Annotated in this window: 14 protein-coding genes; all 14 read left to right on the top strand. The window is 39.4% G+C overall.

Annotation, left to right across the window (positions count from 1 at the left end):
* Positions 1 to 20 precede the first annotated feature (20 nt).
* Genes G610_RS0109835 through G610_RS0109770 form a run of 14 tightly spaced genes read left to right on the top strand, consistent with a single transcriptional unit; the run spans position 21 to position 22,874 of the window.
* Positions 21 to 1,853 (top strand): aminotransferase class I/II-fold pyridoxal phosphate-dependent enzyme, encoded by a 1,833-nt coding sequence (locus tag G610_RS0109835; RefSeq protein WP_026524645.1) that lies wholly within the window; start codon positions 21 to 23, stop codon positions 1,851 to 1,853.
* A gap of 11 nt (positions 1,854 to 1,864) precedes the next feature.
* Complete coding sequence (locus G610_RS0109830) at positions 1,865 to 3,118, top strand: CDP-glycerol glycerophosphotransferase family protein (RefSeq protein WP_026524644.1); 1,254 nt, start codon at positions 1,865 to 1,867, stop codon at positions 3,116 to 3,118.
* Positions 3,115 to 5,880, top strand: a complete 2,766-nt coding sequence (locus G610_RS0109825; protein ID WP_026524643.1) for a YidC/Oxa1 family membrane protein insertase — start codon at positions 3,115 to 3,117, stop codon at positions 5,878 to 5,880. The genes G610_RS0109830 and G610_RS0109825 overlap by 4 nt, the downstream gene beginning before the upstream one ends.
* A gap of 1 nt (position 5,881) precedes the next feature.
* Positions 5,882 to 6,820: a LicD family protein gene (locus G610_RS20445; RefSeq protein ID WP_051197914.1), complete on the top strand. Its 939-nt coding sequence runs from the start codon at positions 5,882 to 5,884 to the stop codon at positions 6,818 to 6,820.
* A 24-nt stretch (positions 6,821 to 6,844) separates the two neighbouring features.
* On the top strand, positions 6,845 to 7,570 hold the full coding sequence (locus G610_RS0109815) for an IspD/TarI family cytidylyltransferase (protein ID WP_026524642.1): 726 nt from the start codon (positions 6,845 to 6,847) through the stop codon (positions 7,568 to 7,570).
* Between the two features lie 29 nt (positions 7,571 to 7,599).
* Entirely contained in the window at positions 7,600 to 8,661 is a 1,062-nt protein-coding gene (locus G610_RS0109810) for an NAD-dependent epimerase/dehydratase family protein (protein WP_026524641.1), read from the top strand.
* A gap of 36 nt (positions 8,662 to 8,697) precedes the next feature.
* Positions 8,698 to 9,477 (top strand): ABC transporter permease, encoded by a 780-nt coding sequence (locus G610_RS0109805; protein ID WP_026524640.1) that lies wholly within the window; start codon positions 8,698 to 8,700, stop codon positions 9,475 to 9,477.
* Between the two features lie 23 nt (positions 9,478 to 9,500).
* Positions 9,501 to 10,460: an ABC transporter ATP-binding protein gene (locus tag G610_RS20440; RefSeq protein WP_081667357.1), complete on the top strand. Its 960-nt coding sequence runs from the start codon at positions 9,501 to 9,503 to the stop codon at positions 10,458 to 10,460.
* A 12-nt stretch (positions 10,461 to 10,472) separates the two neighbouring features.
* Positions 10,473 to 11,312 carry a LicD family protein gene (locus tag G610_RS0109795; protein WP_026524639.1) on the top strand — a complete coding sequence of 280 codons (840 nt, stop codon included), beginning with the start codon at positions 10,473 to 10,475 and terminating at the stop codon, positions 11,310 to 11,312.
* A gap of 55 nt (positions 11,313 to 11,367) precedes the next feature.
* Positions 11,368 to 13,920 (top strand): CDP-glycerol glycerophosphotransferase family protein, encoded by a 2,553-nt coding sequence (locus tag G610_RS22150; protein ID WP_051197913.1) that lies wholly within the window; start codon positions 11,368 to 11,370, stop codon positions 13,918 to 13,920.
* 14 nt (positions 13,921 to 13,934) lie between these two features.
* Complete coding sequence (locus tag G610_RS0109785; RefSeq protein WP_026524638.1) at positions 13,935 to 15,797, top strand: hypothetical protein; 1,863 nt, start codon at positions 13,935 to 13,937, stop codon at positions 15,795 to 15,797.
* Between the two features lie 21 nt (positions 15,798 to 15,818).
* Positions 15,819 to 18,596, top strand: coding sequence for a bifunctional glycosyltransferase/CDP-glycerol:glycerophosphate glycerophosphotransferase (locus G610_RS0109780; protein ID WP_026524637.1), 2,778 nt, complete (start codon positions 15,819 to 15,821; stop codon positions 18,594 to 18,596).
* A gap of 8 nt (positions 18,597 to 18,604) precedes the next feature.
* Positions 18,605 to 19,567, top strand: a complete 963-nt coding sequence (locus G610_RS0109775; RefSeq protein WP_026524636.1) for a hypothetical protein — start codon at positions 18,605 to 18,607, stop codon at positions 19,565 to 19,567.
* A 49-nt stretch (positions 19,568 to 19,616) separates the two neighbouring features.
* On the top strand, positions 19,617 to 22,874 hold the full coding sequence (locus G610_RS0109770; RefSeq protein ID WP_026524635.1) for a right-handed parallel beta-helix repeat-containing protein: 3,258 nt from the start codon (positions 19,617 to 19,619) through the stop codon (positions 22,872 to 22,874).
* The last annotated feature ends 19 nt before the right edge of the window (positions 22,875 to 22,893 follow it).

The following is a 22,893-nucleotide window of genomic DNA, read 5'->3' as shown; positions in this document are numbered from 1 at the left end:
TATATTTAAGGAGAATTAAAATGCAGGGCATTATATTGGCAGCTGGTATGGGTAAGCGATTAAAATTCCTTACCAATGACAATACAAAATGTATGGTTAAGGTAAATGGAATTACCATGATCGAGCGATCCCTTAGGATTCTTGATAAAAAGAATTTATCCAGGATAGTTATCGTTGTTGGTTATAAAGGTAAGGAACTTATAGATTACATTAACACATTGGGGATTAATACTCCCATAGAGTTTATTGATAATCCTGTGTACAACAAAACAAATAATATTTATTCACTGGCTCTTGCAAAGGACTATCTGTGTTCTGAGGACACACTTTTGCTTGAGTCTGATCTTGTTTTTGAGGAAAGTGTAATAGATGCACTTTTGGATGATGACAGGCAGACACTTGCTTTGGTAGACAAGTTTGAAAGCTGGATGGACGGAACGTGCATGGAGCTTGATGACGAAGACTGTATTACCAACTTTATCCCGGGTAAATATCTTCGATTCTCGAAAAAAGACAATTACTATAAGACAGTAAATATTTACAAGTTCAGTGCATCTTTTTCAAAGAATACATATGTACCATTCCTCACGGCATATGAGAAGGCTATGGGAGAGAATGAATACTATGAATCTGTTATTAAACTGATATCACTGCTTGAGACAAGAGAGATAAGAGCAAAAAGACTTGAAGGCCAGGTTTGGTATGAGATAGATAATATTCAGGATCTTGATATCGCCGAATCTCTTTTTGCTTCATCGGAAGAGGATCATTTTGATAAGATTGCTTCCAGATATGGTGGGTATTGGAGATATCCTAAAATGATCGATTTTTGCTATTTGGTAAATCCCTATTACCCTCCTGTTAAGATGATAGATGAAATGAAGTCCAATTTCACAGAGCTTCTTACGCAGTATCCTTCAGGAATGGCAGTAAATTCTTTAGCAGCTGCAAGCTCATTTGGAATCAGACAGAATCACATAGTTGTTGGGAATGGTGCAGCAGAGCTGATCAAGAGTCTTATGGAAAAGCTTTTGTCAGATACAGATAAGATAGGCTGTGTATACCCGACATTTGAAGAATATCCAAACAGATACGACAGAGATCGGATATTGAGTTACGTTCCACAAACTGAGGACTACCATTATACTGAGGATGATCTGATAGAATTCTATTCAGACAAGGAAATAAATGCGCTTGTACTGATCAACCCGGATAATCCCAGCGGAAATTATATAAGCAGAGATGGAGTTCTCAAACTTATTGAGTGGGCAAAGAACAAAGGAATCGTATTAATAATAGATGAGAGTTTTGTTGATTTTGCTGATCTGAGCGGAGAGGAGACTGTGACAGATCTCACTATTTTAAAAGAAGATATTCTTGCACTTTACAACAGACTTTATATAGTAAAGAGTATTTCAAAATGCTATGGAGTTCCCGGAGCAAGATTGGGAATCATGGCAAGTTCAGATGAGGATACAATCTGTTTTGTTAAGAAGGATGTTGCCATTTGGAATATTAATTCCTTTGGTGAGTTTTTCATGCAGATAAAGGAGAAGTATGACAAGGATTACTTCAAATCTCTTGAAAAGGTGAGAAACAGCAGAAAGAATCTCATGAATGCTCTGTCTGAAATAAAATATATTACACCGTTTTCATCCCAGGCTAATTATATTTTATGCAGAATAGAGGGTGGAAAGAGTTCAAGAGAGATTGCCATGAAACTTCTTGAAAACAATTTATTTATTAAAGATATCACTCCAAAGATAAACGATGGTAAACAGTACGTAAGAATTGCCGTAAGGAATGAGGAGGATAACGGAAAGCTAATAGACTTACTTAAGAGTTTTGAATAAGGAAGTAAGAAATGAGAATGATGTGTTATATAGATCCTGGTACTGGTAGCATTCTTTTTGCGGTGCTTATCGGTATTCTTGGAGCTATAAGATATGTGATCAGAATAGGAATCGTAAAGCTGAAATTTATGCTGGGCGGTGGAAGGGTAACTGACAAGAACACGGAAGAAATTCCATTTGTCATCTATTCTGATAATAAAAGATATTGGAATGTTTTTGAGCCCATATGCAGAGAGCTGGACAAAAGGGGAATGAAGGTTGTTTATATGACTCAGTCGCCTGATGACCCGGCTCTTACTAATCCCTACGAAAATATTAAAGGGGAGTTTATTGGCGAGAACAATAAGGCATTTGTTCGTCTCAATTTCTTAGAGGCGACAATGGTTTTATCTTCCACGCCGGGACTGGATGTTTATCAGTGGAAGAAATCCAAAGGCGTAAAATGTTACGTTCATATTTTGCATGCTGCAGGTGAGGTGGTGCTGTACAGAATGTTCGGCATCGATTATTATGATGCGCTTCTTTTGTCCGGCGATTATCAGGTTGATGAGGTAAGACAGCTTGAAAAAATGCGTAATCTTCCGGAGAAGGAATGCTGTGTTGTAGGTCTGCCTTATATGGATGAAATGGTTAAGAAACTGAAAGACAGCGGACCGGCAGAGCCTCATGAGAGGACAGTTTTGTTAGCACCGTCCTGGGGCCCCAGCGCAATTTTTTCAAAGTTTGGCGGCGATATTATAGGCAAACTATTGGATACAGGATATCACGTTATTGTACGTCCTCATCCACAGTCATTTGCGTCAGAGACAGAAATGATCGACAAAATAATGAAGATGTATCCGGAATCTGATCAGCTTGAGTGGAACAGGGATGTTGACAATTTTGAGGTATTAAAGCGTTCAGATATTCTTATTTCGGATTTTTCAGGTGTTACATTTGATTTTGCCCTTGTTTATGATAAGCCCATAATCTATGCAGATACTGAATTTGACACTGCACCTTATGATGCATGGTGGCTTAAAAAAGAAGTATGGACTCTTACAGCGCTTCCCAGAATTGGCATGAAGCTTACTGCTGATAAGATGGATTCTCTTAAGGAAATGATTGATACATGTATAGAGGATCCAAAGTATGAGGAAGGTCGCAGGCAGGTGAGATCCGAGACATGGTGCCACTACGAAGAGGGTACCAAGCGAACAGTTGACTGGCTTATGGCAAAATATGATCAGCTTGCAAAGGAAAGTGAACAGGTAGTAAATAAATGAGTGTTTCAGAAATAATATATTCACTACTCATTAGTCCCTTAAGGATTTTTTTTGAGATAGTTTTTATAACAGCTAATAAGATTGTCGTAAATCCGGGATTATCCATAATTGCGTTGAGTCTTGCCATTAATTTTCTGGTTCTTCCGCTTTATAAGAGAGCCGATGCTGTCCAGGAGGAAGAGCGCGATACAGAGGACAGACTTCACGATGGAATAGCTCATATAAAGAAAACATTCAAAGGCGATGAGCGTGTAATGATGCTTCAGACATATTACAGACAAAACGATTATCGTCCTACGGATGTATTTAAGGGTTCGATTTCGCTTTTCTTGGAAATCCCTTTTTTTATTGCTGCATATCAGTTTTTGTCTCATCTTTGGATACTACAGGGTGTGTCTTTTGGTGTAATAGGCGATCTCGGTAAGCCGGATGGCCTTTTAAGCATCTTTGGACTGAATGTCAATCTTCTTCCGATAATAATGACAGGAATCAATCTGATTTCCTGCGCGATCTTTACGAAAGGCTATCCGTTAAAGACCAAAGTTCAGTTATACAGCATGGCAATCTTTTTCCTGATCTTTTTGTATGATTCACCGGCGGGTCTTGTCTTTTATTGGACTTTGAACAATTTGTTCTCTCTCATAAAGACCATATTTTATAAACTGAAGAATCCCAAGAAGGTTCTTTCTATATTGTTTGCGATAATAGGAACTGTGATTATAATTTACGGAATAGGTTTCTACTTCGACAGTAACTGGCATCACAGAGCATTTGTAGAATTAATTGGTTTAGCATGTTTTTGCCCTTTTTTATTATATGTATTTAAGCGAAAAGTGAATTCTGAGGTTGCTATAAAAATTCGTGGAACAGCTAATCCCAAACTGTTTTGGGCTGGAGCGGTTTATTTAGTTATGCTTATTGGTGTTGTTATTCCGGTTTCTGTAGTGCATGCTTCACCCCAGGAACTTGTGGATATTAATTATTTTGTTCATCCGCTTTGGTATATTTGCAGTACTTTTTCTGTGGCTATTGGTACATTTGTAATATGGATGGGAGTTTTCTACTGGCTTGCAGGGAAAACTTATAGACCCATATTTGACAAGCTTATGGTTGTCTTAAGTGTAGTAGCGACATTAGATTTCATGTTCTATGGCAGAAATCTTGGAACTTTGTCATCAGAACTTGAATTTGAAGAGGGGCTTGAGTTTTCAAAGTTTGAAAAGATTTCCAGTCTCCTTGTGATTGTACTGGTTACTGTGTTAGTGATCTTTGTGGTAAAAAAATTCCAAAAGGTATGCCTGTCAGTACTTTCAGTAGCAATAATGGCACTTGCAGTTATGGCTGTAATTAATATGTCATCAATCCATATGTCTGTTGCTGAACTTGATGATGAAGTAAAGCATGCGGCGGAGGATACGCCGGAGTTTAATTTATGTAAAAGCGGTAAGAACGTAATAGTGTTCATGCTTGATCGTGGAATGAATTCGTATTTTCCGTATATTCTCAAGGAAAAGCCTGAGCTCAGGGAGATTTTCTCGGGATTTACGTATTATCCCAATACCATTTCCTTTGGCCCAAGTACCAATTTTGGTACTCCTGCGCTTTTTGGAGGTTATGAATATACCCCTGCTGAACTTAACAAGAGAGATACAGAGCTTCTGGGGGATAAGCATAATGAGGCACTTAAGGTTATGCCGGTGCTGTTTGACGAAAATGGCTACGATGTTACGGTGATAGATCCGCCATATGCCGGATATTCCACTTATGCTGATCTTTCAATATATGATGATTATCCGAACATAAAAGCATATCATGCCAAGGGTAAGTTTATGCAGACGGAAATAAAAGAAGGCATTGTTGATCGAAGAAAGTCGGATTTTTTCTGCTATAGTCTGATGAAATCCATGCCCGTGATAGTTCAGCCTTCTCTTTATAACAGTTCTAACTATAATAGATATGATGATCCCTCAATCCCCGGCAAACAGAGTGTGGAAGGTCTCTCTGTGTCGAAGGGTATTAGTACAGAGTTCCTTGAAAGTTATACTGTACTGCAAAATCTCAGTAATATCACACATATTACAGAGGAGGGCGATACATTCATGATGATTGATAATGAGACGCCCCATCGTCCTCATATGCTTGGAGAGCCTGATTATTCAGTAGAGGCACTTGTGGATAATACAGAGTATGATGCTGAAAACACTGACAGATTTACTGTAGGCGGGCAATCTATTTTGATGGATACCGGCAGAAGAATGGCTCATTATCATGTGAATATGGCATCCATTCTTGAGATAGCTGAATGGATTAAATACTTAAAAGAAAATGGAGTATATGATAATACAAGAATTATCATAACCTCTGATCATGGACGTTCACTTCATCAGTTGGATAATCTGATATTGGATGATGAAGGTAAAATGTTAATGGACGCTCAGTTCTATTACCCGCTTTTGCTTTCAAAAGATTTTGACGCTGATGGTGAAATAAAGACGAATGAAGAGTTTATGACAAACGCTGATACGCCCGTTCTTGCTGTCGATGGAATAATTGATGAGCCAACAAATCCGTTTACGGGAAAGACTATCAATGATGACGAGAAATATGCCCATGATCAGTATATAATTGCCTCTAAGAAGCATAATATTCACGAAAACAACGGTACTCAGTTTATTCCATCCATGTGGCTATCGGTACATGATGATATGCGAAAAAAGGAGAACTGGAGTATAGTCCAGAAAAAGGCTGTACTTCCCTATTGATATGGCTGATAAAAGTAATGGTGTAAAAATAGGTGCTGAAGATAAAAGGCATTTTTTTAAGGTCGGTTTCAGAGGTGCTCCTGGTACATTTGAACTGAGCGATGAGCATCTTAAAAAACTTCAGAGTACTCTGCTTGAAATGCTTAAGGATTTTATAGAAGTCTTTGATGGCGAGGAAATCTTTTACACACTGAGTGGAGGAAGTGTTCTTGGTGCAATCAGGCATCAGGGGTTTATTCCCTGGGATGATGACATAGACATAAATATGCCAAGGAAGGACTTTGAGCACTTAAAAACGGTGTTTGATAAAAGACTAGGTGATAAATATGTACTCTGCAGCCCTGAATCCGGCAGGGGCTATGGCATGTCACATGTGCAGATAAAGAAAAAGGGCACCGTATACAAAGCTTTTAATGAGCTTACAATGGAAGATACCGGGATATTCATAGATATTTTTGTTCTTGAGAATACTTATGATAATATAGTTAAAAGAAATATCCATGGTATAATATGTCTTTTCTGGGGATATCTTCTTACCTGCAGAAAGACAGCAAGAGATTGGAAAGAGTTGTTACCGTTTCTTGTAAATAATGAAGAACTGAAAAAAGCTTATCTTAAAAAGAAGAGAATCGGGTCTTTGTTTAATTGGAGAAGTCTGGACAAAATGGCTAAGGATACGATTTTCTGGTATTCTTTGTGCCGAAAGGGCAATACGGAACATGTTTGTATTCCCAGTGGAAGGAAGCATTTCTTTGGAGAAATGTACAGACGGGAGGATATGTGCGAATCCCGTGAAGCCGTTTTTGAAGGTATGAAGGTAAGAATTCCCAAGGGAACAGAGACCTATATGGAGATTCTCTACGGCAGTGATTACATGAAGATTCCGCCGGTAGAGAACAGAGAGATACATTCAGCAGTTGAACTTAGTTTTGGTGAATAATTTTTTTATTGAAAGTGAGGAAGTATGGCAAACATAGCAATTATTATCGCAGGCGGATCAGGACATCGTATGCAGCAGGACATTCCCAAGCAGTTTATCAATGTATATGATAAACCGGTGCTGATCTATACATTAGAGGGCTTTCAGAAGCATCCCCAGATAGATGAGATTGAGCTTGTGTGCATAGATGGATGGCAGGATATGGTTTGGGCTTATGCCAAGCAGTTCAATATAACCAAGCTTAAGTGGATCGTTCCCGGCGGTAACAGCGGTCAGGAGTCCATCAGAAACGGTGTCTTCAACTTAGAAGGTAAGGTTAAAGACGACGATACTATCATCATTCACGACGGAATCAGACCTCTTGTAGATGAGATGGTTCTTTCAGACGTTATTGTAGTATGCCAGAAGTATGGCAATGCTGTAACATCCCTTCCTTACAACGAGCAGATTTTTGTGGTAAACGAGGAAGATGAAAGTACTACCAAGAAATTCATTCCCAGAGAGACTCTCAGACGAGTATCTACTCCTCAGGCTTACAAATTCGGCAAGCTTGACTGGGCTTACCACGAAGCCTTCGAGAAGGAGATAGGAATAAAGGGAAGTGCTTATACCAATACTATGATGGTTGAGCTTGGAGAGACTCTGCACTTTGCAGCGGGCTCAGATAAAAACATCAAGCTTACAACCAAGGATGACCTGGAAATGTTCAAGGCATACCTTAAGTCAGATAAGGACAACTGGCTTAAATAATCTGATACTACACACGGAGACGGATTTTTATGAAACTTAGTGAAAATGCAAAATATTTAGAGGATGTGGCTTATGTCGCAGGACTTGATATCCCCTGGGAAAAGCTGAACGGAAAAACTGTGGTTTTATCCGGGGCAACAGGTCTTATAGGAAGCTTCCTGATAGATGTTTTGCAGAAACGAAATGAGAAAAATGCCGCAGGCATTAAGATTGTTGCCCTTGGAAGGAGCAAAGAGCGAATCTATGACAGATTCGGCATTTCCTCTGATAACGAGTATTTTAAGGCTATAACCCAGGACGTAAATGATGATATAAATCCTGAGCTTAGTGATATCAAGGCGGATTATGTGCTTCATCTTGCAAGTAACACTCATCCTCTTCAGTATTCAACAGATCCTATAGGTACAGTTATTACCAATATCATCGGCCTTAAAAATATGCTTGATTATGCGGCAGATTCTAAGGCTGCACGTTTTGTTTTCGCTTCATCCGTAGAAGTGTATGGTGAAAACCGTGGTGATACAGAATATTTTGCAGAGGATTACCTTGGATATATTGACTGTAATACCCTTCGCGCAGGATATCCCGAGAGTAAGCGTGCAGGAGAGGCTCTCTGCCAGGCATATATGAAGCAGAAGGAGCTGGATGTTGTAATCCCCAGATTATCAAGGACCTACGGCCCATCAATGCTTAAGAGCGATACCAAAGCTATTTCACAGTTCATCAAAAAAGGTGTGGACAGCGAAGATATTATTCTTAAGTCCGAGGGCACACAGCTTTATTCCTACAGCTATGTGGCTGATGCGGTAAGCGGCCTTCTGTATTGCCTGTTCCTTGGAAAGAGCGGCGAAGCTTACAATATTGCTGATCCTGATTCAGATATAACACTTCGTGATATGGCAAAGCTCATCGCGGAATACACAGGAAAAGAAGTGGTATTTGAGATTCCGGATGCCACAGAGGCAGCAGGCTATTCAAAAGCAACAAAGGCTATCCTTGATTCCAAAAAGCTTAAGGGACTTGGCTGGAGCGCTGCTTATGATATGAAAAAGGGACTTATCAGAACAATAGATGTTTTGAGGGAAATATAAAAAGCGAAGATGTTGAGGTAGAAGAGAACTAAAGATATGTTAAAGAAATGGATTCATAGAGCAAAAAAATATGAGTTTCTCTTTTCAGAACTTGTGAAAAGAGATTTCAAGCAAAAATACAAGCGTACGTCATTGGGTATGCTTTGGAGTATTCTTTCTCCGCTTATGACTTTGCTTGTAATGAAAATCGTATTTACGGAGTTTTTTGGAAGGGATACACCGCATTACACCACATATCTTTTTAGTGGTAACCTGGTAATGGCGTTCTATAAGGAAGCTACTAAAAATGGTATGAACTCCCTTGTCAGTAACAGAAAGATAATAGATAAGATTAACATTCCCAAGTATTTGTTTTTGTTATCAAAGAACGTATCAGCGTTAGTAAACTTTTTAATTACGCTGGTAGTTTATTTTTTGTTCTGCGCTTTCGATGGAATTGTATTTGGACCGAGGATGCTGATACTCCTTTATCCTATAATTACCCTGACGGTAATGAATATTGGCATTGGAATGATACTGTCTGCGCTGTTTGTCTTTTTCCAGGACATGAGGTATCTGTATGACGTATTTTTGACACTTCTTACATATCTCTCAGCTATATTCTACAGAGTAGACAGATTTAGTGAATCTATACAGAGCTTGTTTTTATTGAATCCGGTATATGCGAATATTAAGTATTTCAGAACTGTTGTAATAGATGGTGTTATTCCGTCACCGGCTTATCATCTGCTTCTTTTATTTTATGCATTCTTCTTTTTGATACTGGGAGGGATGATCTATAAGAAATACAACAGAGAGTTCATTTATTATTTATAAGCATGCATTGAAAAGAGGTTTTAATGAGTAAATCAGCTATAGAATGTAATGATGTGAGCATTCGCTATAAAACTGGAAATATAAAATCAGCCGGGCTCAAGGATTTCGTAATAAAGAGAATGACAGGCAAAATAAAGGTTAAGGAATTCTGGGCTGATAAACATATAACATTTTCTCTCGAAAAGGGTGATATGCTTGGAATTGTCGGTACAAACGGAGCAGGAAAAAGTACCTTGCTAAAGGCTGTTACAGGTATTCTTGCACCGGCAAGCGGAACAGTGAAGACAAGAGGGAACATTGCAGCTCTTTTGGAACTATCAAGCGGTTTTGACATGGATCTGACTGTCCGCGAAAATGCGTACCTCAGAGGAGCTATGCTTGGTTATACCCGTGAGTTTATGGATCAGAAGTATGATGAAATAATTGAGTTCGCAGAGCTTGAAAAATTCCAGGATTATACATTCAATCAACTTTCAAGTGGAATGAAGAGCAGATTGGCATTTTCTATTGCCTGCTTAATCAATCCTGAGATAATCATTTTGGATGAGGTACTTAGCGTAGGTGATGGTGCATTTCGCAAAAAGAGTGCCGAAAAAATGAAGGAAATACTAAATGGTGGTATTACAGGAATATTGGTTTCCCACTCAATTTCACAGGTAAGGGATCTCTGCAATAAAATCCTTTGGATTGATCATGGAAATCAGATAATATTCAGCGATGACGCGGAATATGTTTGTAATGCATACGAAGAGTTTCTTGCAACCAAGAAGCTTCCTCACAATGAAGAAGAGATAAAAGCTCTTGCGGATGCTTTTGAGGTAAGACATGCAAAGTCCATGCGTGAAGAGACCAAGAAGGAAACAGAGAGAATTCTGAAAATCTTACAAGAAGGTGAAACAGAGCCTGCTGTAGAAGCCGCTCTGGCAGTTCTCAGGCAGAACAGACCGGAAGCACTTAAAGCTGCATACAGGAAGATGATATAAAGGGAGGATCAGATGGCGGTGGATTCTTCTAATCCAGGCAGGCAACTTACTCTGCAGGAGATAAAAGATACTGAGCTTAATATACTGCTGGAATTTAATAAAATATGCGATGAGAATGGCTTCACATTTTATCTGTGTGGCGGTTCTCTTTTAGGCGCAGTAAGACATAAGGGCTTTATTCCTTGGGATGATGATATAGATATATGTATGCCAAGACCCGAATATGACAGGCTGGCAGCACTTGTAAGGGAACAGAAGCTTAATAAGCCGGATTGGCTTGAAATTGTATGTTATGAAAACGGGACATCAAGGTTTCCATTCATCAAGATTCTTGATAAGAGAACCATAGTCAGAAATGAATTTTTCAAGGATAGTGATTATGACAATGTATGGGTGGATCTTCTTCCTGTTGACGGACTACCGGATGATGACGAAGAAGTCCGGGTGCTTTATCAGAAAATGTTCAGATACCGCAAACTTGTACAGATGAAATATATAAGGCCTTTCAAGGCAAAAAGTTTAGCCAAGATGATCACAAAGCCTTTACTGGCTATGTTTGCACAATTGATAAATACCGACAGATATAATAAAAAGCTTGTGGATGCGGCAAGGTACAATGGCTTTGATGCATCAAAGCGCGTGGGTATAGTCACTGAAGGGTTATATGGAGTAAGAGAAGCTATTCCGAGAGAAGCATATCTTAAATCTATAGATGTGGAATTTGAAGGTCATACTTTCAAAGCTACATCATATTGGGATGAGTATCTGCATAATCTGTTTGGGGAATACATGACGCTTCCGCCTGTTGAGAAGAGAAAAACCCATGAGATGAAAGCATACCGAATAGAATGATAATGAAACCCGTTCATTGTTAAGGGTGACACTGTTAGTTACGAAGGGATAATAAATGAGTTTTTTTGAAAATAAAAGGGTAAGTGGTAAAAATGTAATAAGGAGCAGCCTTCAGACCAATCATAGTATGGCTGGCGATGTTAAGAGATGGCTTACCAGGAAAATCATGTTTCCTGCAATATATCATTTTTATGCACTCAGACCCATTAAGCAGAATAAGGTTATTTTTCTTGAGATTAGATTTTCAGAACTGACAGACAGCTATGAGCAGATTTTCAATGAACTTGTAAAGAATTACAAAATGGATATTCATTGTCACTTTTTCCAGCTTGGAATAGTGACAAAGAGCATGGAGCTCAAGAAGCAGATAGATTTTGTTAAGGATGCAGCTACTGCCAAGTATCTTGTTTACAATGACAGTATCGATGTACAGGGATGCTTTAAGGTTAGGAAGGGCACAAAAGTACTTAATACGTGGCATGCTGCCGGTGCCTTTAAGAAGTTCGGATTGAGTACCATTAACAAAATATATGGAGGAACAGCAAAAGAAAGAACATCTTACAGATTACATCCTGATTATGACATGGTAACTGTAAGTAGTCCTGATGTAGCGTGGGCATATATTGAAGCCATGGGCATGGATAAGCATCCGGAGTGTGTTCAGCCTGTGGGAATCAGCAGAAGTGACGTTTTCTATCAAAAAGATTTCATTGATGCTGCATTTAACCATCTTTACGATGTCCTTCCTCAGGCAAAGGGCAAAAAGATAATTCTCTATGCACCTACTTTCCGTGGTACACCAAGAAAAGCTATTACCCCTGATATGCTGCAGATAGGTGCTTTTTACGAGCATTTTCATGAGGACTATATCCTAATTTTTAAGCATCACCCTATGGTTAGGCTGAAGCCTACTATTCCGACGGATTACAGCAAATTTGCTGTGGATCTTACAGATTTGATGAGTATTTCAGAGCTGCTTTGCGTATCAGATATATGTATAACGGATTACTCGTCTCTGATATTTGAATTTTCACTGTTTGAGAGGCCAATGTTGTTTTTTGCATATGATCTTGCAAACTATTTTGACTGGAGAGGCTTTTATTATAATTTCGATGAGCTTACTCCCGGACCGGTATGTTACACCAATTCCGAGATGATTGACTACATTGAAAACATCGATGAAAGGTTTGACAAGGAAAAGGTTCATGCTTTCAGAGAGCGTTTCATGAGTTCCTGTGACGGACATGTTACGGAGAGAATTATTAAAGAGTTTTTCGGTCCTGAAATGGAAGCCTTCAGACGAGATACACCTCTTGAAGGGGATTATCATACGCTGCCTGAGGTTAATGGTCTTCCAAGAGACAGAGACAAGCGCTTTGATAAAATGATGAAGGTCATGAAGATTGGCCAAAAAGCTTATGCAAAGGCTGCCAAGAAACCTGTGATTGAGAATAGAATTGCTCTTCTTGCTGCAGAGGGCGCAGATTGGGATGTATTTCTTGGTCTGGAAAAAGCCCTTAAGCAGTCAGGTAGAGAGTACGATATCATTCGGGATATTACTTTCAATGAAAAGAATACTCCCGGTTTTATGGAGAAGCTTGCAGGGGCATCTCTTGTCGTTTGTGCAGGTGAGCCCTATATCATGAGAATGATAAAGCTTAGAGCAGAAACTAAGCTTATGCAGATATGTCCTGAATTGTTGCCTATATATCCCAGATGGATAAACTCCAAAGAGGTGAGAAGTGGTTATAATGTCAGGGAATGTGAGAATTTCCCGATTAATTCAGCTTATGATGCTATCCTTGGTGGGGCAAAGCAGGATAATGAGTTATTTGGAAGAAACTATAAACTTACAGAAAATGGCAGTATCTATAACGTTGGTAATATTGTAACAGATCTGCTTTTTGATGATGAGTTTAAAGCCAATGCCAGAAAACGTCTTGATACGATCTGCCCTTATGCAACAGGGAAAAAGGTCATTTTGTTCTTATGCAAGGACAGAGACCCGCTTGCAGTATATCTGAGTAATGTAATGACACAGCTCCATGAAGAGTTTGCCAGAGACAGCGTATGCGTAGGATTTGCCTGTGATGGCCGTCCCGGAAGAAAAATGGAGATATCAGAGTATCTTGAAGGATTTGGATTTGATCCCAGATATGTGCTTGCCCAGAGAGTAGCGCAGCAGGATGCAGACGCCCTTGATTCTGATGAACTTCCTGATGAGGCAGCAGGTGCGAGAATGGATAAGATAAACTGGAAGAAGTTCCCGCCACTTACTGTAATGGAAGCCATTTCCTGTGCAGATGTAGTTGTGGGTGACTATACCAGTTATATGCTGGCTGCAGCTGTTTGCAAAAAGCCGCTGTTTTTGTGGGCACCTGACAGAGTGACCTATGGAAGAGAGCAGGAGATGTACCTGGATTATGAGGAACTGCTTCCCGGAATATCCTGCAGTAATGGTCACGAACTTGTGAAAAAGATAAAAGATATCGATAATTACGATATGAGTATACTGGATAAATTCCGTGAAAGATTTTTCTCTGATTGCGACGGACATGCATCCGAAAGAACCGAGAAAATAGTGAAAGATATTATGAAAATAAGCTGATTGGGAGATTATAAATGAGTTTTGCAATGTTATTTTTAGCATTTGCAGTATTAGCCTGCATAGCAGTCTTTTATGCCAAGGTGCTGAATTATGATATTATGGAAGGCACTGTTATGTCTGTATTTACGATTATAACGGTGATGTTCTTTTCAGGATATCTTAAGAATTTTAATATTGGCATAATCATGCTTGCAGTATTAGCTGTTATAGGAATTATTGTGCTCATAACCCAAAGGGGCAAAGAAGACAGAAGCAGGAATGAGTTTATCACTCCTGCTTTTGTGGTAGTTATTGCTGTTTTATTATTGAATTCTATTCTATTTTTCCACGATTTCATTCAACATATCGATGAACTTCACCAATGGGCTATGATTGTGAAGTATATGCTTGGTAAAAATACTTTACCGGTTCCGGGTGATTTTATAGGCGATATTAGGCAGAAGTATGGCACATCTTTGTTTATTCTGTTTTTTGAAAAATTCACAGGATATAACGAGGCATTTATGTATGTGTCTGCATCTGTGCTGTATTGGATTGGTTTTATGCTGCCTTTTCATAATTGCAGATGGAAAGAGTGGAAAAAATGTTTCCTCTATGCTGCAGTTGTATATATGTCTCTCTATGCATTCTATTTTTATGGTGGAAAGAACCTTTATGTGGATTTGGCCACTGCAGGATGGGCAGCAGGGATTACTACCTGGTGGATATCAGGGCATAGCCTGAAGGATAAGAAAAAGCTTCCTGTTCTCATTGCAGGGCTTATTATGGTGTTCTTTTTCAAGTCATATATAGGAATACTTATGGACTTGCTTATCGTTATGTATGTGGCAGGTCATGAGATTACAGAAATGGTCCTGGGTGGAAAGCTAAGAGTAAGCAGAAAAATCGGCATTATTGCAGCTTTAGTGACTACAGCAGGGTGCCTTCTTGGATATACAGTAATTGTCAGCTTGGGACTTAAAAGATATGAAACCGCAATCGTGAAGCAGATTACCTATGCATTTATTGAATCCATTGTGGGTAAACCACTTTCCGTGAACCCTGCAATAAAATTCTATCTGATAACTATAGTTGTTATTTTGGTAATCTGTGCGGAAGTAAGGGCCTTTGTATATAAGAATGATAAAAACTCTGTTATAAAGAGCAAAGTACTGCTTTTTGGAGAGATTGGTTCACTGTTTATATACCTCACAGCTTTATTTATGGCATACCTTGTGGTCTTTTCTTACGAGGAAGCTGCTGAAATGGCGGCTGTAGGAAGATATTTTTCCATCATTGGCATATTTGTTGTGCTTATAGCCTGGAGCAGCCTGGTGTCAGATGAGACAGGAACTGAAATTAAAGAAACTATCCCGATTAGAGAGGGATATATGTTCTTTATGCTTTTGATTTTCTGCTTTGCCATAAATAACAAATATTTGTCCAATATGACAGCATTCGGGCTTGAGTACATAACCGGTTATGATGATATAGAAGAGGTACGTTCTCAGATTAAGGAAATTCAAAAAACAATCGGTGAGACCGATAGAGTTTATTTCCTGGATCAGGAAGGAGATTCTGAATATCCTTCTAACTTTGCCTTTTATACATTTGATAAAAACGTAAGTAATTACAATGCGGAGCCATGGAAGTTTACTGAAAAAGGCAGCATGATAAGACTGGCTTTGAATAAGGACCTTGGTGTTGACGCACTTCCGCAGCTGCTTTTGAATGGAAATTATTCATATCTGTGGGTTTATGATTCAGATGCATATCTTGATGATGCGCTGGCTGAGATGTTCGGCGGGGAGCAGATATACGGAGCAGCCTTGTATAAGGTTTCTTTTTCTGATGATGGTACTGCTTCATTGAAAATAGCCTGTGATTTTGATGATTAATAAGGAGCCTTTGTCTAGATTATGATTAAAGTTTCGGTAGTTGTTCCGGTTTATAATGCCAGGGAATTCCTGAATGAATGTCTTGACAGTATCTGTAGCCAGGATTTATCAGATATTGAAGTTATCGCTGTAGATGATGGTTCTACTGATGGTTCAGGTGATATCCTGGACGAGTATTCTGATAAATATGAGTTTTTCAAATCGCTTCATCAGGAAAACTCAGGGGTATCTTCGGCCAGAAATAAGGCACTGGAGATATGCAGCGGAGAGTATGTCTTTTTTGCAGATGCGGATGATGTACTTGAAAAAGGAGCTTTACGCCTTCTTTATGACAGAGCAAAAGATAGGGAAGCTGACATAGTTATTGCAGGGTACAGCATATTCAATAATGAGATGAAAAGAGCTGCAACTCAGATTAACAGGTTATTGGAGATGGACAGCATAAGTCCCTATGATTCTGATATCCTAAAGAGTTTTGCTTTGTGGAACAAGCTCTTTTCTTTGGAACTGATCAAGAGAGAAAAAATCAGTTTTCCTGATCTTGTTTATTCTGAGGATGCTGTTTTTGTAATGGAATGTGTTTATAAGGCCGGCAATATTTGCGGTCTTAGTGAGCAGGTCTATAAATATCGAAGATTCGATCAGAGCGGTGAGGATATTCCTGCTACAGGCGCACTTTCATCCAGAAAGATTAGAGATTTCATAGAGGCTCACAAAATAATCCTTAACCTTGCCGGCGACGTGATGACTAATTCCAATGCCAGATACTTCGATGAGTTTTATATTAAACTGGCAAAAACACTGATCAAGAAATTTCTGGCACACTATTTTGAAATAGATGATGACCTGAAAAAGATTATCATGACGGAGCTTGATGATTCATATAAGCATCTTACTGACTATGGTAAGTCACTCCTTACAGAAGCATACCCTCTATATTGCGAGGTGATGGATAAAGATATAAATGCACTGGAGGGATGCAGATTTGCTTCTGTCGTTATGTTTGCAGACAACAGTGTGCCTGAATATCTGAAGAAAAGTCTTGAGAGTATCAAAAATCAGAATATTCCCTTTTTTAACATTTTTCTTCCCATACAGGTCAAAGATCAGGCCAGTCAGATATTTTCGGATGATGGTCGCGTAATATATCTGGAGGCAGAGACAGAAGAGGAACTTTGGATTCAGGCAGTAAAGCGCATAAATACAGAATTTGTACTATTTGCGTCCCCTGCCATATATTATTCGAATCTCTTTTTTGATTTGTCAATAAAGTACATAAAGAAAACATGTCTGGATTTTGTTGGATATGCTTATCATAACAACGTTTATGGATTTGATATGGAAATACAGCCATCCAGGGAAGCTGTTCTTGCCTTTGAAGAAGGAGAGGATGGGGTTCGGTGGATGCAGCTTGAAAAGTATCCGTATAATAAGCTGTTCAGGCTTTCTTCTGTAAAAAAATGGCTGGATTTTTCAAAAGAAAACATTTCAGAAGCCCTTTACCTGGGACTAAAGAAAGGAGAGTTTTCCTTATATCACCAGGGACTCGTGTTCTATTTGAAAGCACCTGAAAACTTCTGGGATGATTATTTGAAAGATAGAAAAAGATTTGCAGTAGGCGTATCTTCATCAAACGAAGAATTAAGGAAGCTTCTCCATCGCGATGAGATAAAGACGGACCCTGTTAAGGTGGGCAGACAGATAATGCCTCTTAAGGAAAAGGGCGGCTTTGCCAAGCGGTCCAGAAAAGTATTGGATTATGCGGCAAAGCATGTTAAGAACAGAGTCTTGTTTTTCAGTATCAGGAAAGACGGAGAACTTGAAGGTAATGCCAAAGCGCTTTATCCGTATATAAAGGGGAGCAAGGTTATATGTGCCCATAGGTTGCCTCATTCAGCCTGGATGACTTTTTTGATGAAGTATTACACCGTCAGCAGTAAGGTAATCGTTACCGATGATTATGAGAAATATCTAAGGTATTACAAGCTAAGAGACGACCAGAGAGTTGTTCAGCTGTGGCATGCTTGCGGTGCCTTCAAGATGTTTGGGCAGTATGGAACAAATATATCCGCAAGAAGCGAGAGAACTACCCACATGCAGTACAATCTCGTGTCAGTAAGCGCGGATAATCTTAGGAGTATTTATGCGGATGCTTTTCAGATAGATGTAGAGCATGTTCAGCCACTTGGATGCCCAAGGACAGATACGTTTTTTGATGAAGAGTACAAAAATAATGTAAGAAATAAGATTTATAAAGAATATGGGGCTTTGCATGGAAAGGAAGTAATTCTGTATGCACCCACATTTCGCGATAGTGATGATGGAAGGGAATACTTCAGACCTCCGATAGATTTTGAGTCATTATCTGCTTCGCTCCCTGAGAATCAGGTATTAGTGATTTGTCCGCATCCCTTAATGACTAATGAAATTGTCCCTTGTAAGTGTAAAAACATTCTTGAGATCAGAGATATATCTACCAATGACATGATGTTAGTGGCTGATATCCTAATTACAGACTATTCGTCAGTGATATTTGAATTTTCGCTCACAGGGAAACCAATGGCTTTCTACTGCTATGATTTTGAGTCCTACAACAGGCAGTTTTATCTGGATTACAATAAGGATCTTCCGGGTAAGATTCTTAAGAATCAGCAGGAACTTGTGGAGTTTTTGAATTCTGATGACAGAAAAGTGACAGGACCTGAATACAAGAGGTTTACTGACAAATATATGTCTGCTTGCGATGGACACAGCTCGGAGAGAATTGCGCAGGTTATAAACGGATATATGGAGAAATAAGAGAATAAATGGGAAGAAGTATATTCTTTTTAAGCACAAGCAAAAATAAAGGGTCAGATGAACTAAGGCGTATAAGACATGCACTGTCAAATAAGGAAAACTGTGATCTGAGCGATATGTGCATAGAGCCCCGAAGAAAAGGCGCGAACGAGAAAAAGGGTATTAAGGAACAGGTTATTTCGAGAGCACAGGGTAAAGATACGGTTATTTGCGATGATTTTTCATTATCAGGAAAAAATGCAGATTTTTCTGCCATACCTGAAAGAATCTGTTTGCTTTCTCCCGGCGAGTACTGGGCAAGAGAACTGGATGATGCCATGAAAACCGGCAAGAATCTGAAAAAAATGTTTGATGCCTATAACAAAATAATATGTACATTTCCATTATTTGAAAGATACCTAAGTGACCTTACGGGGATATCCGACGATGAGAGGATTGTGAGATGCCTGCCATCCGGAATAGATAATGCGTCCCGGGATGAAGCTGTAAATCAGGTCCGTATGGAGAATAAAATACCTGGAGATGCTAATATCTGTTATGTTTCACTTGGGGATCAGGACGAGATTCCGGATGAGGGAAAAATAGTTAATGAAATTTTAACTCTTATGAAGCTAATTCAGGGACAGACAAGTGGTAAAATAGTATACATATTCCGTAGCTCAAGACTATCTGAGCTCATAATGAGAGAATGCAGTAATGACTTTGATGTAAGGGTTGAATACCCCGGTACTGATACAATGCATCTGTCATACGCATCCTGTGCACTTATCACAGACGATCTTTATCTGATCCATCTTTTTAAAATTGGAAATAAACGAGTGGAACTGATAGAAGGTACCGAAAGTGGAAAGGCTGCAAAAGAAGTTCTGAGTAAAGCCCATGAGCTTCAGATGGATGAGAGGTGGAGCTATGACAGTAACAAATATAATTCTGCGGAGAAAGAAATCGTTGATATTCTGGATATAAGATAAGGATGCAAACCGAAAGGTTAAGTTATATGTTTTTCTGAAAGGGGGAAAAATGAAACGTATCGTAGCACTTATTTTAACAGGATTACTGGTAATCTCGCCCTGTGATGGAGTATGTTCCATTCAGGCAAAAGCGACGGATTCGTATGGACAGGATCTCGATGATGAGAATCGTGATACTGACATTGTGACAGAGAATCCGCAGGCAGAAACCATGCAGACATCCGGAGAAGAAGGAGCACCGGAGAGCGAAGATGAAGCAGCTGGTGATGCCAATGATACCGGTAGCAGTGATGAAGCAGCTGACACCGGTGATGAGCAGGAATCGCAGGGACAGGATGAAAGTGCTTCAGATTCTTCAAGTGAGAATGAAAGCGCTTCAGATTCTGCAGGTCAGGAAGAAGGCGGGGAAGAACCGGCGCCAAGCAGTGAAGAGCCTGCTACCGGCGAAGAAACACCAGAAACGGATACAGAAGATACTACCGCTGCTGCTGAAACTGATGTGAATCAGGATGAAACCAGCGAGGATGCCCAGGCTTCTGATAACGCAGAGGAACAGCCTAATGCAGAAGAAACGGAAAAGAATACAGAAGAAACCGCTGATGAAGAGCCTGCTGAACTTCAGTCAGATGCCTTTGATTATTCAACAGAAATAGACGGATTCACAATAAATATATCAGCTGATGAAAATGTGTTACCAAACGGCACTACCGTCAGTGTTAAATCTGTTGAGAAGGTTAATAACAAGGATATAGATAAGATTCTTGAGAAAAAAATTGATGGCTCCGTACTTGGCAGCGCTTCTTTCGATATTACCTTTAAGGATGCAGACGGAAAGGAAGTACAGCCTGTAGAAGGATCCAGTGTTAATCTGCGCTTCGAAATAAGCAGAGAAATGGAGACTCTTTACGAGTATTCAGTGGATCCTCAGATAAAGGTTATGCATATCGATGACGAAGCTAAGGCTGATGAACTGGAGAGTGAAACAAATGTTGTTTCAGAAGGTGAAATCATACAGGCAATGTCTGATGAAGACCTTGAAGAATTAAGGGAAGATGCTCAAGAAGTTGCAGATGCGGCAAATGAAGACATAGAGTATGAAAATGCTGATGACGCAAATGCAGATGAAGATATTGAAGAAGTAGAAGAAATTGAAGAAACAGATGAAGAGTCTTCAGGTGAAGAAATTCCTGTTTCAGAAGATAGCCTTGCAGACATAAATACTGATTATCAGGAAGAAACTCCCGAGCCTGTTGAGGATAACACAGGGTACGAATACAAAGAACCGGATGAACTTGAGGTTGAAGTAAAGGCGGATTCTTTCTCGGTGTATTCCGTAGTGCTTGCAAATGGTTATGATCCATCTGCCTTTTTAAATGCCAGTACGCATACATACACCTTCAGCTCTGGGGACCTTAACGAAGGTAATTTCCAGGGAATGGTTCAGGCAGCTCTTGACCAGTCAAGAAATGATATTAATAATACATATACCATTATTCTTCCTGCAGGAAGTTATCCGGTAAAAGTAAATTCGTTGTATATTTCTTCAAATACAATTATCGATATGACAGCAGGCACTACTATTTACGGCGCTGATGGTTATCTTAATCTTCTGTCCGGTGATTGGCGTGTCGAGACTGGGCTTGCATCTCTTGGTTCTTTAGCAGGATTTGATGCTTATAAGAATATTACGATTAAGGGTGGCACATGGGATGGCTGCGGAAGAAACAAATCGGGAAGCGGAACATGTATGATTCGATTTGCGCATGTAGATGGCCTGACCTTTGATGGTGTTACCTTCAAGGATGCATACGATAGTCACCATGTTGAGGTTGCAGCAACAAGAAATTTCCTTGTTAAGGACTGCACATTCAGGGACTATACTGATAAAGGAAGCTCATTGGAAGCAATTCAGCTGGATGTTTCACACAGCGCAGAAAATTTTGTTTGGAATAACGGAGTTTATGATGATCTTGCCTGTGAAAATGTTGAAATAACAGGATGTACATTCGAAAATCTTATAAGAGGTTTGGGAAGCCATCATTCCGTAGTTGGAAATTATTATTCTAACGTGAACATTCACGATAATACCTTTACAAACATTAAAGGAACAGCGATCGTGGCCAGAAATTTCAAGGATAGCCAGATTCAGAACAATACTTTGGTAAATGTAGGTACAGGTATTGATTTCAGGCAGACAGAAGGCTCGTTGTATCTGAAAAATGGCTCAAGCAGCGTCAGCAAAGGCGCATTGGAATATTCATGTAACTGCGTGATAAGCGGAAATGATATAGGCCTTGTAGAAACAAATAGTGATATCAAGACCGGCATCCGTTATGGTGGATTTGAAGTTAAGAAGGGTACTAATAATCTTCCTAAAGGTGAAATTAACATAGGTGGTTTCACAATTACTTCAAACAATATACATGGTACCATGGAGCGTGGTATTTCTGCGATGTATTGCTCTAGTGCCACAGTAAGTGATAATACTATCGAGGGAATGAAAGGCTCTAACTGCGTTGGCTTGTATCTGGGAACAGTATCAGGTCAGGTAATTACCGGCAATACAATTAAGGGTCGTGATACAGGTAATATTTTATCTGTTACAGATTCATGCTCTATTGATGAGATAAGCGGCAATACGCTAATCGGTGGCGTTGTCGGCTTGTTTGTAAAAAAGAACAGCACAGTAAAACTGATAGCTGATAACTGCATTTATGGTGCCAGAAAGATGGCAGTTCAGGTTCAGACAAAATGTACTGTTAAAAAGACATCTAATAATCTGTGCGCTTCAGTTAATTCCAAGTTTAAAGGTAAGAGAAGCGTTTACATTGATAAGACCAGTAAGGCTGCTTTTTATTCAGATGGTAAAATAACTCTCGGTAAGGGAGAGAAGTTTGAACCCTATCTGCTTACAAGTGAAAAAGGAAAGGTAAGTGTTAAGAGCAGTAAGAAGAAAATAGCTGCTGCTTCCAAGTCAGAGATTAAAGGTAAGAAAAAAGGTAACGCAGTTATTACTGCAACTCAGAACAAGATGAAGGGATTGATGAGTGTAACTGTAGGTACTGCACCTAAATCAGTTTCTGTGCCGGAAGCAACCGTAAATCTGTCTGTGGGCGATGTTTATCTGTTACAACCTCAGGTAAATAGCGGGGCAGGCTGTGGAAGATATGGATTTAAGAGCAGCAAGAAGAATAGTGTATATGTAACCCCTCAGGGTGCTATTCTTGCAAAGAAAAAGGGCACTTCAACAATTACCATTACTACATATAACAAAAAGAAATGTAAGGTTAAGGTTGTAGTAAATTAAAAATCTAAAGTAGGAGATA

Source organism: Butyrivibrio sp. MB2005 (assembly GCF_000424285.1).
GTDB lineage: Bacteria > Bacillota > Clostridia > Lachnospirales > Lachnospiraceae > Butyrivibrio.
Note: the sequence above shows the minus strand (reverse complement) of the source record. Positions and strands in the feature narration are given on the sequence as shown.